This window comes from Halomonas sp. MMSF_3323, assembly GCF_030733595.1.
GTDB classification, from domain to species: Bacteria; Pseudomonadota; Gammaproteobacteria; order Pseudomonadales; family Halomonadaceae; genus Halomonas; species Halomonas litopenaei.
In genome coordinates this window covers 1-13554 of record NZ_JASHIT010000023.1, presented here as the reverse complement: position 1 = coordinate 13554, position 13554 = coordinate 1, and the positions used below count along the sequence as shown (strand labels likewise).

Below are 13554 nucleotides of genomic sequence, written 5' to 3'. Positions count from 1 at the left end.
CTGGCTCGGGCCTTCTCGATTGTGTTGTCGGACGGGCTTAGCCGTCGATACCGAGGCGTTCGGCCAGCCGTTCGGCGGGCACATAGCCCGGGACCATGGTGCCGTCGGGCAGGATGATCGCCGGCGTGCCCTGCACGCCCAGCTCCAGCCCCAGATGATACTGCCGCTCCACCGGATTGTCGCAGCTTGTGGCGCCGCTCGGAACCTCTCCACTCTTGGCGGCGGTCATCGCCTCGCTGGTATTGTCGGCGCACCACACCTGTTCGAGCTGGCGGGCGCCTTCGCTCTGCATGCCGCCACGCGGGAAGGCCAGGTAGTTGACCTGGATGCCCAGCTCGTTGAGGCGCGGCACTTCCTCGTGCAACTTGCGGCAATAAGGACAGGTGGTATCGGTGAAGACGTGGATGGTGGCCTTGGGCTCATCGACCCCGCGATAGACGATCTGCTCGGACTCGTCGATGGCCGCCACGCGGCTGGCGCGGCTGGCGTTGCGGCTCTGCTCGGACAGGTTGACCAGGCCGTCCTCGGCGTTCTGGTACAGATCCCCCACCAGGAAGTGGCTGCCGCTCTCGTTGGTGTAAAAGGACTCCCCGGTCTCCAGACGCACCTCGTAGATGCCGTCCATGGGGGTATCCAGCACCTGACTCACCGGCATCTTCTGGCCGTTCACCTCAAGCTCATTGAGCGCGGCGGGAGGGGCCGCCAGCGCACCGCTGGTCCACAGGGCAGCGGTGAGCAGAGCGGGCAGGGAAAGCACGAACAGAGGGCGTTTCATGGGTCAGCCTCGAGGATGATGGTCGGCGTGCAGGGCTTCCAGTCGCGCCTGCGCCACATGGGTGTAGATCTGGGTCGTCGACAGGTCCGAGTGCCCCAGCAGCATCTGTACGACACGCAGATTGGCCCCATGATTCAACAGATGGGTGGCAAAGGCGTGCCTCAGGGTGTGTGGCGACAGCGGACGATCGATGCCTGCCACACTGGCGTAGTGCTTGATTCGGTGCCAGAAGGTCTGGCGGGTCATGGCGCCGTCGCCCCGTCCGGGGAACAGCGCCGGACGCTGGATATCGCTCATCAGCTCGCTACGCCCCTGGCGCAGGTAGCGCTCGAGCCAGTGGCCGGCTTCCTCGCCCAGCGGCACCAGACGGTCCTTCTGCCCCTTGCCGCGCACCCGCACCACGCCCTGGCGCAGATTGACCGCATCGGTGGTCAGGCCGACCAGTTCGCTGACGCGAAGCCCCGCGCCGTACAGCACCTCGAGCATGGCGCGATCGCGCAGTCCCAGAGCGGTGGACAGGTCCGGCGCATTCAGCAGGCGCTCGACCTCGTCCTCGTCCAGGGTGTCCGGCAACGATGGCCGTACCCGCGGCAGGCGCACCCGGGCCAGCGGATCCGCTTCGATCATGCCTTCGGCCAGGGCCCAGCGGTAGAAGCGCCTGAGGCTCGACAGCAGCCGGGCATTGCTGGTGAGCTTGTAGCCCTGCTCGCGACGCGAGTCCAGCCAGTCCGGCAAGGTCCGCTCACCCGGCGTGAGCAACGCGCACGACTGACCAGAAAGCCAGTTGGCCCAGGCCTCCAGATCGTGGCGATAGGCGCTCAGGGTATGGTCGCTGACGCCCTGCTCGAGCCATAGCTGGTCGAGGAAGCGGTCGATTGTCTGACGATCGCCGGCGCTCAAGCAACACCTCCTGGGCTGTGGGGCTGGCCATCGAGGGCACTGGTGAAGCACGAGAAGGCCCCCAATGCACCGACACCCCGCCCCACGAAGGTGGTGACGGGGTGTCGGGCGAGGGAGGCAGGGCCTCCCTCGGACTGGCAGACGCTTACGCGTCTTAGGCCAGCTTTTCCTTGATGCGTGCAGACTTGCCGCTACGCTCACGGAGGTAGTACAGCTTGGCCTGGCGCACGTCACCGCGACGCTTGACGCTGATGGAGTCGACCAGCGGGCTGTAGGTCTGGAAGGTACGCTCGACGCCGACGCCGTGGGAGATCTTGCGCACGGTGAAAGCGGAGTTCAGACCGCGGTTACGCTTGCCGATGACCACGCCTTCGAAGGCCTGGAGACGCTCGCGGTTGCCTTCCTTGACCTTGACCTGAACGACGATGGTGTCGCCCGGTGCAAAGTCCGGCACCTGCTTGCTCATCTGCTCGGCTTCGAGCGCCTGGATCACCTTGTTCTTGCTGCTCATTTGACTCACTCCTGAAATCGTTGTGATCCATCGATCGGTCGTGGGTGCCGATGGATCGTGATCCCGGCCCTCGAAGCTCGAGCGCGCGGGTCGTTGATGACGCAGGTCCGTCAGCGGCGACTGGCCGCCTCGTCGGAATCCCGACGATCGTCCTGCACCTCCGCCTTGTCGGCGTGTTCGTCGATGAACTCGTTCAACAGCCGCTTCTGCTCCTTCGACAGCTGCCTGCCCTCGAGCAGGTCGGGCCGCCGCTGCCAGGTACGCCCCAGGGACTGTTTCATCCGCCACTGACGGATCTGTCCGTGGTGACCGCTGAGCAGTACGTCCGGCACCTTGCGACCGTCGATTTCCTCCGGGCGCGTATAGTGCGGACAGTCCAGCAGACCGTCGTTGAAGGAGTCCTCGACCGCGGAATCCTGATGCCCCAGTACACCGGGCACCAGCCTTGCCGCCGTATCGATCAGCACCATGGCGGGCAGCTCTCCCCCGCTCAGGACATAGTCGCCGATCGACCACTCCTCATCGATGTCCGCTTCGACCACGCGTTCATCGATGCCTTCGTAACGCCCCGCCACCACCACCAGGGGCGGTCCGGACGCCAGTTCCCGCGCGCCCTGCTGATCCAGTCTGCGCCCCTGGGGCGACAGGTAGATCACCTTGGGACGCTCGCCGGTGGCCGCCTGGGCTCGGCTGCGGGCGTCGTGGATGGCACTTCTCAGGGTGTCGACCTTCATCAGCATGCCGGGACCACCGCCATAGGGGCGATCATCCACGGTGCGATGGCGGTCGGTGGCGTAGTCCCGGGGGTTCCAGAACTCCAGCGTCACCTGGCCCTTGTCGACGGCCCTGCCGGTCACGCCGTGGCGAGTAATCGCCTCGAACATTTCCGGAAACAGTGACACCACCCCTATCCACACGTTATCGATCTCCTGTCGACGCGGTTTTCAAACGCACTGCGCTCAAAACTCCGGGTCCCAGTCGACCAGCATCTCCCCCGCCTCGAGATCGACGCGCTTGACCACGTCATCGGGCAGGTAGGGAAGCAGACGTTCGCGATCGTCCGGGGCGTCGCCGCCCTTCACGACCATGACGTCGTTGGCACCGGTCTCGAACAGGTAGGCCAGGCGTCCCAGAGACACCCCTTCCAGCGTGACGACCCTGAGGCCTTCCAGCTGGTGCCAGTAGTACTCTTCACTGTCGAGTTCGGGCAGGTCTTGCTTGGCCAGCAGGATGTCCGCTCCGGCCAGACTCTCGGCGCGGTCACGGTCATCGACACCGTCCAGTTGGGCGACCAGGCCCTGTCCCTGCTTGCGCCCCTGCTTGAGGCGGTGGCGCGAAATCTGTCCGTCGTGACGGACCACCCATTCGGCATAGTCGAGAATGCCTTCCATGGGTGAGGTGTAGGAATACACCTTCAGCCAGCCCTTGATGCCGTAAGGACTGGTCAGCTTGCCCAGCACGACGTAATCGTCGCTGTGGCGATCGTCTTGCGCTTGGCGCTGCGCGCTAGGGCGTTGTGGCGATGCCATCTGGGTCAAACCTCTTTCACACCGGGACATTCACAGGCAAGGCTTGCGCCTCAGGCCTGCTTACGAGCTTCCTTGACCAGCTCGGCGACGCGGTCAGACAGCTGCGCGCCGTGGGACTGCCAGTGGGCGATGCGGTCGAGGTCGATGCGCAGACGCTCTTCCTGGCCACGGGCCACCGGGTTGAAGAAGCCCAGACGCTCGATGAAGCGGCCGTCGCGGGCGTTGCGGGAATCGGTCACGGCGAGGTGGTAGAAGGGACGCTTCTTGGCGCCACCACGTGCCAGACGAATGGTAACCATACGTTGACTGTCCTTCGGTTGGGATTTCAGATAACGGCGACGGCCAGGCCAGCCACCGGTGTTTCGCTCACGACGAGGGCCGCGCCAGGCGCGGTCCTCGAGTGAAGAGGCAGTATTCTACGGAAAACCACCCCCCAAGGGAACCTTTTTTACCGCTCATCCCTTGACGAGCGGCCCACCAGCGGTGCCAGGGCCGGGAGTGGCGGGCCCAGCGTATTGCATCTTCATCACGCTTGGGCGCTTGGCATTAAAAACAGCACCAGCGCAAGAAAACTGACTCAGCGCCAGGGCATGCCGCCGGGGCCACCCATGCCACCCATGCCACCCATACCCCCGGGACCGCCAGGACCACCTCCGCCCATCATGCCGGACATGCCCCTCATCATCTTCTGCATGCCGCCTTTCTTGCCGGCCTTCTTCATCATCTTCTGCATCTGCTTGTGCTGCTTGAGCAGACGATTGAGGTCCGGCACCTGCAGGCCGGCACCGGCGGCGATACGGCGCTTGCGCGAGCCGTTGATGATGTCCGGATTACGGCGCTCCTTCGGCGTCATCGAGTTGATCAGCGCCTCGAGCTTGCCAAGCTCCTTTTCGGGCCCAGGTCCCTGGGCCATCTCGGCCATCTGCCCCATGCCCGGCAGCTTGCCCATCAGGCCGCTCATGCCGCCCATCTTCTTGAGCTGCTGGAGCTGTTCGCGGAAGTCCTCGAGATCGAAGCCCTGGCCTTTCTTGACCTTCTTGGCGAGCTGTTCGGCCTTGCCCTTGTCGACGGTACGCTCGGCTTCCTCGATCAGCGACAGCACGTCGCCCATGCCGAGGATGCGCGAGGCCACACGATCCGGATGGAAGGGCTCGAGGGCATCGACCTTCTCGCCGACACCCATGAACTTGATCGGACGACCGGTGACGTGACGCACCGACAGGGCGGCACCGCCACGGGCATCACCGTCGGCCTTGGTCAGCACTACCCCGGTCAGCGGCAGGGCATCGGCGAAGGCGCGGGCGGTGTTGGCCGCATCCTGGCCGGTCATGGAGTCGACCACAAACAGCGTTTCGGAGGGCTCGATAGCCTGATGCAGCCCCTGGATCTCCTGCATCATCGCTTCGTCGATGGCCAGGCGACCCGCGGTATCGACCAGCACCACGTCATGGAACTGGATCTTGGCGTGTTTCAGCGCCGCCGTGGCGATGTCCACCGGGGCCTGATCCGAGCGCGACGGGAAGAAGTCGACCTCGACCTCCTTGGCCAGGGTCTCGAGCTGGTCGATGGCGGCGGGGCGGTAGACGTCGGTGGAAACCACCAGCACCTTCTTCTTTTCGCGCTCGCGCAGATACTTGCCCAGCTTGGCCACCGAGGTGGTCTTGCCCGCACCCTGCAGGCCGGCCATCAGCACCACGGAGGGCGTGCCCTTGAGCGACAGCCCTTCGTTGGCCTCGCCCATGGTGACTTCCAGCTCCTGCTGGACAATCTTGATGAACTGCTGGCCCGGCGACAGGCTGCGGGAGACCTCCTGGCCCACGGCACGTTCGCGCACTCGCTCGATGAACGCCTTGACCACCGGCAGGGCAACGTCCGCCTCGAGCAGCGCCTTGCGCACCTCGCGCAGGGTGTCCTTGATGTTGTCGTCGGTCAGGCGTGCCTGACCCTTGATCGACTTCAGCGTCTGGGACAGACGCTCGCTCAGGTTCTGAAACATGGGCCTCTCCAAATGCGATGGCCTCAAGGCGCCCTTGTCGAGACGCCCCTTGAGACGGCCGCCGGTGCGCGGCCTTGACGATGGCGCAAATTATACGCCTTGTGGCGCGGACTCTCCATGCAGTTGCCGGCAAGACAGCCGAAGAAGGCCGCCCGCTGGCTGTCAGCCGAGGCGCTATCCGGTATAGTCGGTGTCGAGGGGAAGGCATTCCCCGGACCCAGGATCCCTATCTTCAAAGGCGCCGGCAAGGCGCACGGACAGCACAGCATGCAGGCGTTACCTCTGGCTCTACTGGCCTTTGTCTTCTATCTGGCGGCTGCCTCCTGGCAAGGGCTGACCCTGATTCGCCGGGTTCCTCCGCGCGATCTACTGGTGCGTGGCTTCGGCACCCTGGCGGCGGCTCTCCACCTGGTCGTCGCCGGCGGCCTGCTTGCCCTCGAGGGCTCGATGCTGCCAGGACTGTCCACCAGCGCGGTGCTGGTCACCGCCCTGGCGGTGGTGGTGCTGCTGGGCGCCAGCCTGTTCAAACCGGTGCTCAATATCGCCGCCGTGCTGTTCCCCTTTGCCGGCGTGGTGCTGCTGCTCGGTACCGAACTACCGACCCCCACCAGCGCAAACGGCATGACCCCCGGCATCGCCTTCCACGCCGTCAGCTCCGCCCTGGCCTTCGCGGTGCTGGCCATCGCCTCGCTGCAGGCGATACTGGTAGGCGTCCAGAACAAGGCCCTCAAGCATCACCGGATTCGCGGCGTGGTACAGGCACTGCCGCCGCTGACCACCATGGAGCGGGTGCTGTTCGAGATGATCTGGGTGGGCATGGCCCTGCTTACGCTGGCCATCGCCAGCGGGTTCGTGTTCCTCGACAACATGTTCGCCCAGCACCTGGTCCACAAGACGGTGCTGTCGCTGCTGGCCTGGCTGGTGTTCGCGGTACTGCTGCTGTGTCACTACCGCCTTGGGTGGCGAGGCATGCGGGCGGTGCGCTGGACCCTGGGAGGCTATATCGCACTGCTTCTGGCCTACTTTGGTAGCAAGTTTGTCCTTGAGGTGCTGTTAGCGCACAGCTAGACAGGAGGTCTCCTTGACACTCCCGGCCCGACCCCCTACAACTCGACCCCTACCCGCGACCAAGGATTTCACGTCTTGAACGACGACTTTCCGGTGGGCCTGCTGTTCGGCCTGCTCTTTCTGCTGATTGCCCTATCGGGCTTCTTCTCCAGTTCCGAGACCGGCATGATGTCGATCAACCGCTATCGGTTGAGCCACCAGGCCAACAGCGGACAGCGCAACGCCAAGCGCGTGATGCGCTTGCTCGCGCGTCCCGACCGGCTGATCGGCGTCATCCTGATCGGCAACAACTTCGTCAACAACCTGGCGGCCTCCATCGCCACCATCATCGCCATCCACTTCTTTGGCGATGTCAGCGGCCCCGCCATCTCCACGGCGATCCTGACCATCGTGGTGCTGATCTTCGCCGAGGTTACCCCCAAGACCTTCGCGGCGGTGAAGCCGGAGCGCATCGCCTACCCGGCCTCGATGATCCTGGAGCCGCTGCTCAAGCTGCTATATCCGCTGGTGTGGGTGGTCAACGTGATCTCCAACGGCCTGCTCAGGCTGCTTGGCGTCAAGAATATCGACGGCAATGGTGACAATCTCACCCGCGACGAGCTGCGCACCGTGGTCCACGAGGCCGGCACCCTGATCCCCCATCGCCACCAGGCCATGCTGCTGTCGATTCTGGATCTCGAGAATGTCACCGTGAACGACATCATGGTGCCGCGCCATGAGGTGGTCGGCATCGATCTCGACGACAGTCTCGAGGATATCCTGACCCAGATCCGCACCAGCCAGCACACCCGGCTGCCGGTATTCAAGGGCGACATCAACAGCATCATCGGCATGCTGCACCTGCGCAATGCCGCCCGCTTCCTGTCCAGAGGCGAGGTGACCAAGGCGGCCATCGTGCAGGAAGCGCGGGAGCCCTACTTCATTCCCGAATCGACGCCGCTGCACACCCAGCTGTTGAACTTTCAGAAGCAGAAGCGCCGGATTGGTATCGTGGTGGACGAGTACGGCGACGTGGAGGGTCTGGTGACCCTGGAGGACATCCTCGAGGAGATCGTCGGTGAATTCACCACCGACGTGGCCGGCCAGGAACAGGACATGCTGCCCCAGAGCGATGGCAGCCACGTGATCGACGGCACCGCCAATATCCGTGATATCAACAAGTCGCTGGGCTGGCACTTGCCCACCGACGGCCCCAAGACGCTGAACGGGGTGATACTGGAACACCTCGAGTCCTTCCCCGACGGCCCGGCCTGTCTGCAGATCGGCAACATCCGCATGGAAATCCTCGAGATGCGCGACAACCTGATCACCTCGGTCAGCTGCTGGCCTGGCACTCGCCGCGTCCTGGCAGAATCCGACGCGGGCGACTGACCACCGCAAGGACCAGAGGGACGTCAGTCGCGACGCGACATGCAGGGAAGGAACCGGCGGGCAAGGCCCCAGCAGGCAGAGTACTTGCCAGCAAAGCACTGACAAGCAAAGCACTAACGAGAAAGGGACGGCCGAGGCCGTCCCTTTCTGCGTTATCCCTTCCCTAACCCGACCTTCCCTCTGTCGGAGCCTGCGCACCCCGGCGGCGGCTGCCTCAGGGCTGGCCGGTCTCGACCCAGCGATCGGCTTCGGCCTTGAGTTCGCGCACCCGGGCCTCCAGCGACTGACGGGTGGCTTGCCCCGGCGGCACCGGCTCGTCGAAGTAGAGCGCCACCCGGGCGCGGCAGCGCCTGGGGAAATGGGCCAGGGCCTTGCCGTGACGATTGGACGTCCACGAGCCCCACAGGCCCGACAGCGCGGCAGGAATCACCGGCACCGGATCCCTCGACAGGATCAGGTCGAGGCCCCGGCGGAAGGTCTTGACCTCACCATCCGACGTCAGCCGCCCTTCCGGGAACAGCATCACCACGTCGCCGTTTCTCAAGGCGCGGCTGACTTCTTCCAGGGCGCGACGCACATTGCCCGGGTCACGACGATCCGACTCCACGGGTATCGCCCCGACCATGCGAAACAGCCAGTTGAGGCGCTTCGACTCGTAGATCGGGCGATCCATCAAGAAGCGCAGCGGCCTGGGGCTGCCGCCGCCCATCACCAGCGCATCCATGAAGCTGACATGATTGCACACCACCAGCGCCGGCCCGCGCGGGGGCACGAAGCGACGCCCTTGGAAGCGAAGTCGGTACAACACATGGATAAAGGCAAACACGAAACGTCGGATATACACCGCCGGGGCGCGATAGAAGCGCCAGGCAGCGATGCAGGCAAGCAGGCCGACGAGGCCCCAGACGAGTGCGTCGATCACGGCGTGTCGTTCACCTGTCTATCGCCCCTCTGGTCACGGCCTATCTGCTTGAGTCCGGCGAGGGTGGTCGACAGCAGTTGATCGAGCAGCTCCTCGACCTCGAAGGCGCCGCCCTGGGAATAGCCAAGACGATCATTGAGCCCCAGCTGCACCAGGCCATGAACGCTGCCCCACAGGGTTCGCGCCAGGCGCTGCGCCTCGAGTGATTCGAGCTCCGGCTGATACTCGGTCAGGGTCCCCTCGACCCGGGCAAACAGTGCGCCGATCATATCGGTCTGGCGCTGATCGAGCTCGCCTTCCTGGGCCAGCGGATAGTCGAACATCAGCTGCCAGCGATGGGCGTCTTCGCGGGCGAACTTCCAGTACCCCTGGGCCAGGGCACGCAGCCGGGCCTCGGGCTCGGTGGTGTCCACCAGCAGGGGCTCCATCACCGTGCGCAGCCGACCGAGGCTTTCCAGGTTGACGTGCTGAAGCAGGTTGTTGAAGCTGCCGTAGAGTTTCAGCAGGGTGCTCGGCGCACAGCCCACCTCCCGGGCCAACGAGCGCAGCGACAGGGCATGCACCGGCTGCTCAGCCAGCCAGGCATCGCAGGCGGCCATCACCTGGGCGTGAAGCTCCTCGGGGGCATGCTGTCTTGGACGCGCCATCGCTCTTCTCTCTCGCGGCCGGACATCGGCGGCTTCAGGTTCAGCGGTATCGTTCAGCATACATTAATCGAACACTGTTTTCGACCGCTCATTATGCCCCCTTCGCCGCGACAACGGGCTCAAGGCTTTCCTGACACCGGGAGCTTGGGTACGCTGGCCCTCCAGATCGCAGGAGCCCCCATGACCGGCCGTCTCTATATTCCCGCCCGCGCCATCGAGACCGCCCTCGACGACCTCGATGCTCCGGCTCAGGCCATCAGCGGCGTCAACATGGCCCCGCGCCGTCCACTGTCGATCATCCGCCTGGAAGCTGGACGCCCTACCCTGGGGATCGGTTTCTGGGGCCTGACACCGCCCTGGTTGCAGGTGCTCGATCACGCCCCCCACTGCGCCCGCGCCGAAAGCCTCGACTCGCGCCCGATGTTCCGTGACGCCTTCCGCGCGCGGCGCTGCCTGGTGCCGGTAGCCGGCGCCTACGCCTGGCAGCCGCGTCCGAACTACAAGCAGCCCTTCCTGATCACCAGGGCAGACCGCGGGCCGATGCTGCTGGCCGGACTATGGTGTAGGTTTCACACCACCCTTACCGACTATAACGACTCCTTCGCCTTGATCACGGTACCTAGCCCTGGCTTTCTGGCCCCCCTGACCGACCGTCTACCGGCGGTCATAGCCCCCGGTCAAGCGAGGGCCTGGCTGGACCCGCAGAGTGATCCCGAGGACCTCAAGTCACTGTTGAGCCCCCCTCCCGGGGAACTGTTGGGCGCTTTTCCGGTATCAAGACGAGTGAACAATCCTCAAGAGCAAGACCCATCCTGTGCCCACCCCATCGGCAAGATGTGGCGCCAGACTTCCAAGGAGACGTGATGGCTTCGACCCTCACACGACGCGGCGCCAGCGCCCTCGTCGCCACCCTGATCGGCCTGTGGCTACCGCTGGCTCAGGCTTCCGCGGCCCCGGCCGCTACAAGCGAGCAACCGGTCACGGCTCAGGCCGACGCCGACGTGGCCACCGCCACGACGCCGATCGTCAGCCCCCACGATGACCGCGACTATCGCGTACTGACCCTGGACAACGGCCTCGACGTCCTGCTGGTCAGCGATCCTGAGGCCGACAAGGCGGCGGCTTCACTCAATGTGTCGGTGGGCAGCGCCCAGGATCCCGATGACCTGCAGGGGCTCGCCCACCTGCTCGAACATATGCTGTTTCTGGGCACCGAGGCCTACCCCGAGCCCGACGCCTACCAGGGCTACATCAGCCGCCACGGCGGGCGCCACAACGCCTTCACCGCCTCGCTGGACACCAACTACTTCTTCGATGTGGAGCCCGAGGCCTTCGAAGGCGCTCTGGATCGCTTCAGTCGGTTCTTCATCGACCCGCTGTTCAACGCCGACCGCCTGGGCAGCGAGCGCAACGTGGTGCACTCCGAATATCAGGCGCGCCTGCGCGATGACGCACGCCGCGAGAACGAGGTCCTCGACGCCCTGCTCAATCCGGCCAACCCCACCGTGGGTTTCTCGGTGGGCAGCAAGGAGACCCTGGCCGAGCGGCCCGAAGGGGAGCCCAGCCTGCGCGAGCGGGTCATGAACTTCTACGACAACCACTACGGTGCCAACGTCATGCATCTGGCGGTGGTGGCGCCGATGCCGCTGGATCAACTGCAGACACTGGTGGTCGAACGTTTCGCCGAGGTGCCCGATCGCGGCCTCGGGGCACCCGTCATCGACACCCCACTGGTGGATCGCTCACGCCTGCCGCTGGCCGCCGAGGCCCAGTCGCTGCGCGACGCTCGCCGCGTCAGCTTTCTGTTCCCGGTGCCCGACCCCGTGCTCAGCTATCGCCACAAGCCGGCCAGCTACATCGCCAACCTGATCGGTCATGAGGGGCCCGGCAGCCTGTTGAGCCGCCTGCGCGAGGCCGGCTGGGCCGACGGCCTGTCCGCCGGCGTCACCCGCGGTGACGGCCGCCATGCACTGCTGGCCGTGGAGGTCAGCCTGACCCCTGAGGGGCGCGAGCATCTCGAGCGCATCCAGGCCAGCCTGTTTGCCACCATCGAGCAGATTCGCCAACAGGGCATCAGCGAGGAACGCTACGACGAGCAGGCCAGCCTGTCCGAGCAGGCGTTCCAGTTCCAGCAGCACGGTAACGCCCTGGACGAGGCCATGCGCCTGTCCATGAGCCTGACCCACTACCCGCTCGAGGACGTCAACCGCGCCGGCTACCGCATGGACGGGCTCGACGCGGAGGAAGTGCGTCGCTGGCTCGATGCGCTGCGCCCCGACAACATGATCCGCCTGTACACCGGCCCCGAGGTCGAAGGCGACCAACGCAGCCGCTACTACGACACCGCCTGGCAGGAGACGCCATTGGCCGATACCGCAGCCGACCCCCTGGCGGGGCTGGCGCTGCCCGAGCCCAATCCCTTTATCGCCGAGGACCTGGCGCTGCTTGAGGCCCACGACGAGCGCCCCTCACTGCTGATCGACACCCCCGAGGCCGACGCCTGGTACAAGGCCGATGCCGAGTACGATACGCCCAAGGCCTCCTGGCGCTTCAGCCTGCAGCACCCTGGCGCCAGCCAGTCCCCGCGCCAGGCCGTGCTGACACAACTGCTGGCCGGCTGGCTCAACGACAGCCTCAACGAGAAGCTCTACGCCGCACGTCTGGCGGGACAGAAGTATGAAGCCTATGCCCACTCGCGTGGCATGACGCTGTCCTTCACCGGCTGGCGTGACCGCCAGGACAGGGTGATACGGGAGGTGATCGACCAGCTCAAGCAGGGTGAGATCCTCGACGCAAGCGTCGCCCGAGTACGCTACGGCCTGGAAAAGCAATGGGGCAATGCACCACGCAATCCGCTCTATCACCAGGGTCAACGCACCCTGTCCGAGGCGCTGATTCGGCCCCAGTGGTCCCCCCAGGTACTGCTGGAGGCGCTGTCCGACCTCGAGGCCCAGGACCTGCGCGACTTCCGCGAGCGCTTCCTCGACGAGCTGCACCTGCAGGCGCTGGTGGTCGGCAACCTGGAAGAGTCGCTGGCACGCGACGAGGCCGAGCAGGCCATCGCGGCGCTTGAGCCCAGCCTTGGCGCGGACGCCATCACCGACTTGCAGGTACTCAAGGCAGTGGATCTGCCGAGCCTGACGCCGGACTCCAGCCGAGACGAGTCGCTGCTGATTCGCTACCTGCAGGGGCCGGACCAGGGTATCGCCACCCAAGCCCGCATCGCGGTGCTCGGCAAGCTGCTCGAGACACCCTTCTACCAGCAGTTGCGTACCGAACAGCAGCTCGGGTACATCGTCAGCGCAGGCTACTCACCGCTGCTGCACGCTCCGGGCATCAGCCTGCTGGTGCAGTCTCCCTCCACCCAGAGCGACGAGCTCAAGGCCAGGGTCAGCGACTTCCTCGACCGTGTGCCCGAGCGTCTGGACAGCCTGGATGACGACACCCTGGCCACCTATCGCCAGGCGGTCCACGACGAGATTACCCAGCGTGATTCGGGCCTCGAGGAGCGCACCACCCGCCTGTGGCAGGCGCTGTCCTACGGCGACACCGACTTCGATAGGCGTGAGCGGCTGGCCGCCGCGGTGCTCGAGGTCGACGCCGCCAGCCTGAAGGACAGCTGGCAGCGTCTGGGTGGCGCCGCCGTGGTGGACGTGACCTTCGATCCGGGCGCCGCACCCAGCGACGTCATGGCGTTGAAAGGCGACCTGGAAGCCCTGCCCGGTGACGAGGAAGAATCGCTGTCACCGACGCCGGCGGACACCAGCGCCCAGGCGGCCAAACCCTGACAGGGCTCTGCCAAAAGGCCCTGGCCCACCCCATCGCCCCCTGCTTG

The 13554-nt window shown here is 65.4% G+C and carries 13 protein-coding genes; 4 read left to right on the top strand and 9 right to left on the bottom strand.

What is annotated here, in order from left to right; all coding sequences use genetic code 11:
* Positions 1-37: 37 nt before the first annotated feature.
* The 7 genes from RBB39_RS12805 to ffh form a co-directional block, all read right to left on the bottom strand.
* Positions 38-775, bottom strand: a complete 738-nt coding sequence (locus RBB39_RS12805) for a DsbC family protein (RefSeq protein WP_045991329.1) — start codon at positions 773-775, stop codon at positions 38-40.
* 3 nt (positions 776-778) lie between these two features.
* Entirely contained in the window at positions 779-1675 is an 897-nt protein-coding gene (gene xerD, locus RBB39_RS12800; protein WP_239452500.1) for a site-specific tyrosine recombinase XerD, read from the bottom strand.
* Between the two features lie 154 nt (positions 1676-1829).
* On the bottom strand, positions 1830-2186 hold the full coding sequence (gene rplS / locus RBB39_RS12795) for a 50S ribosomal protein L19 (protein ID WP_045991330.1): 357 nt from the start codon (positions 2184-2186) through the stop codon (positions 1830-1832).
* A gap of 110 nt (positions 2187-2296) precedes the next feature.
* Entirely contained in the window at positions 2297-3103 is an 807-nt protein-coding gene (trmD, locus tag RBB39_RS12790) for a tRNA (guanosine(37)-N1)-methyltransferase TrmD (protein ID WP_045991331.1), read from the bottom strand.
* Between the two features lie 42 nt (positions 3104-3145).
* Positions 3146-3715, bottom strand: coding sequence for a ribosome maturation factor RimM (rimM, locus tag RBB39_RS12785; RefSeq protein ID WP_045991332.1), 570 nt, complete (start codon positions 3713-3715; stop codon positions 3146-3148).
* A 50-nt stretch (positions 3716-3765) separates the two neighbouring features.
* On the bottom strand, positions 3766-4014 hold the full coding sequence (rpsP, locus tag RBB39_RS12780; protein ID WP_045991333.1) for a 30S ribosomal protein S16: 249 nt from the start codon (positions 4012-4014) through the stop codon (positions 3766-3768).
* A 278-nt stretch (positions 4015-4292) separates the two neighbouring features.
* Positions 4293-5711 (bottom strand): signal recognition particle protein, encoded by a 1419-nt coding sequence (gene ffh / locus RBB39_RS12775; RefSeq protein ID WP_306169132.1) that lies wholly within the window; start codon positions 5709-5711, stop codon positions 4293-4295.
* 267 nt (positions 5712-5978) lie between these two features.
* On the opposite strand from ffh, the gene RBB39_RS12770 reads away from it, so the two are divergent.
* Together RBB39_RS12770 and RBB39_RS12765 are read left to right on the top strand one after the other, a co-directional pair.
* Complete coding sequence (locus RBB39_RS12770; protein ID WP_045991335.1) at positions 5979-6779, top strand: inner membrane protein YpjD; 801 nt, start codon at positions 5979-5981, stop codon at positions 6777-6779.
* A gap of 75 nt (positions 6780-6854) precedes the next feature.
* Positions 6855-8150: an HlyC/CorC family transporter gene (locus tag RBB39_RS12765; protein WP_045991336.1), complete on the top strand. Its 1296-nt coding sequence runs from the start codon at positions 6855-6857 to the stop codon at positions 8148-8150.
* A gap of 214 nt (positions 8151-8364) precedes the next feature.
* Here the strand turns inward: RBB39_RS12765 and RBB39_RS12760 are convergent, their stop codons facing one another.
* A complete protein-coding gene (locus RBB39_RS12760) occupies positions 8365-8994 on the bottom strand; it encodes a 1-acyl-sn-glycerol-3-phosphate acyltransferase (RefSeq protein ID WP_371931875.1) in 630 nt (209 codons plus the stop codon).
* Between the two features lie 74 nt (positions 8995-9068).
* Positions 9069-9719 (bottom strand): TetR/AcrR family transcriptional regulator, encoded by a 651-nt coding sequence (locus RBB39_RS12755; RefSeq protein WP_045991337.1) that lies wholly within the window; start codon positions 9717-9719, stop codon positions 9069-9071.
* 180 nt (positions 9720-9899) lie between these two features.
* Here RBB39_RS12755 and RBB39_RS12750 point away from each other — a divergent pair, with 180 nt between their 5' ends.
* Together RBB39_RS12750 and RBB39_RS12745 are read left to right on the top strand one after the other, a co-directional pair.
* On the top strand, positions 9900-10583 hold the full coding sequence (locus RBB39_RS12750; RefSeq protein WP_045991338.1) for an SOS response-associated peptidase: 684 nt from the start codon (positions 9900-9902) through the stop codon (positions 10581-10583).
* Positions 10583-13507 carry an insulinase family protein gene (locus RBB39_RS12745; RefSeq protein WP_045991339.1) on the top strand — a complete coding sequence of 975 codons (2925 nt, stop codon included), beginning with the start codon at positions 10583-10585 and terminating at the stop codon, positions 13505-13507. The genes RBB39_RS12750 and RBB39_RS12745 overlap by 1 nt, the downstream gene beginning before the upstream one ends.
* Positions 13508-13554: the final 47 nt, after the last annotated feature.

Coding starts and splice junctions, on each gene's coding strand:
- RBB39_RS12805 (WP_045991329.1), bottom strand. CDS start 775: ATGAAACGCCCTCTGTTCGTGCTTTCCCTGCCCGCTCTGCTCACCGCT.
- rplS (WP_045991330.1), bottom strand. CDS start 2,186: ATGAGCAGCAAGAACAAGGTGATCCAGGCGCTCGAAGCCGAGCAGATG.
- rimM (WP_045991332.1), bottom strand. CDS start 3,715: ATGGCATCGCCACAACGCCCTAGCGCGCAGCGCCAAGCGCAAGACGAT.
- rpsP (WP_045991333.1), bottom strand. CDS start 4,014: ATGGTTACCATTCGTCTGGCACGTGGTGGCGCCAAGAAGCGTCCCTTC.
- ffh (WP_306169132.1), bottom strand. CDS start 5,711: ATGTTTCAGAACCTGAGCGAGCGTCTGTCCCAGACGCTGAAGTCGATC.
- RBB39_RS12770 (WP_045991335.1), top strand. CDS start 5,979: ATGCAGGCGTTACCTCTGGCTCTACTGGCCTTTGTCTTCTATCTGGCG.
- RBB39_RS12755 (WP_045991337.1), bottom strand. CDS start 9,719: ATGGCGCGTCCAAGACAGCATGCCCCCGAGGAGCTTCACGCCCAGGTG.
- RBB39_RS12750 (WP_045991338.1), top strand. CDS start 9,900: ATGACCGGCCGTCTCTATATTCCCGCCCGCGCCATCGAGACCGCCCTC.
- RBB39_RS12745 (WP_045991339.1), top strand. CDS start 10,583: ATGGCTTCGACCCTCACACGACGCGGCGCCAGCGCCCTCGTCGCCACC.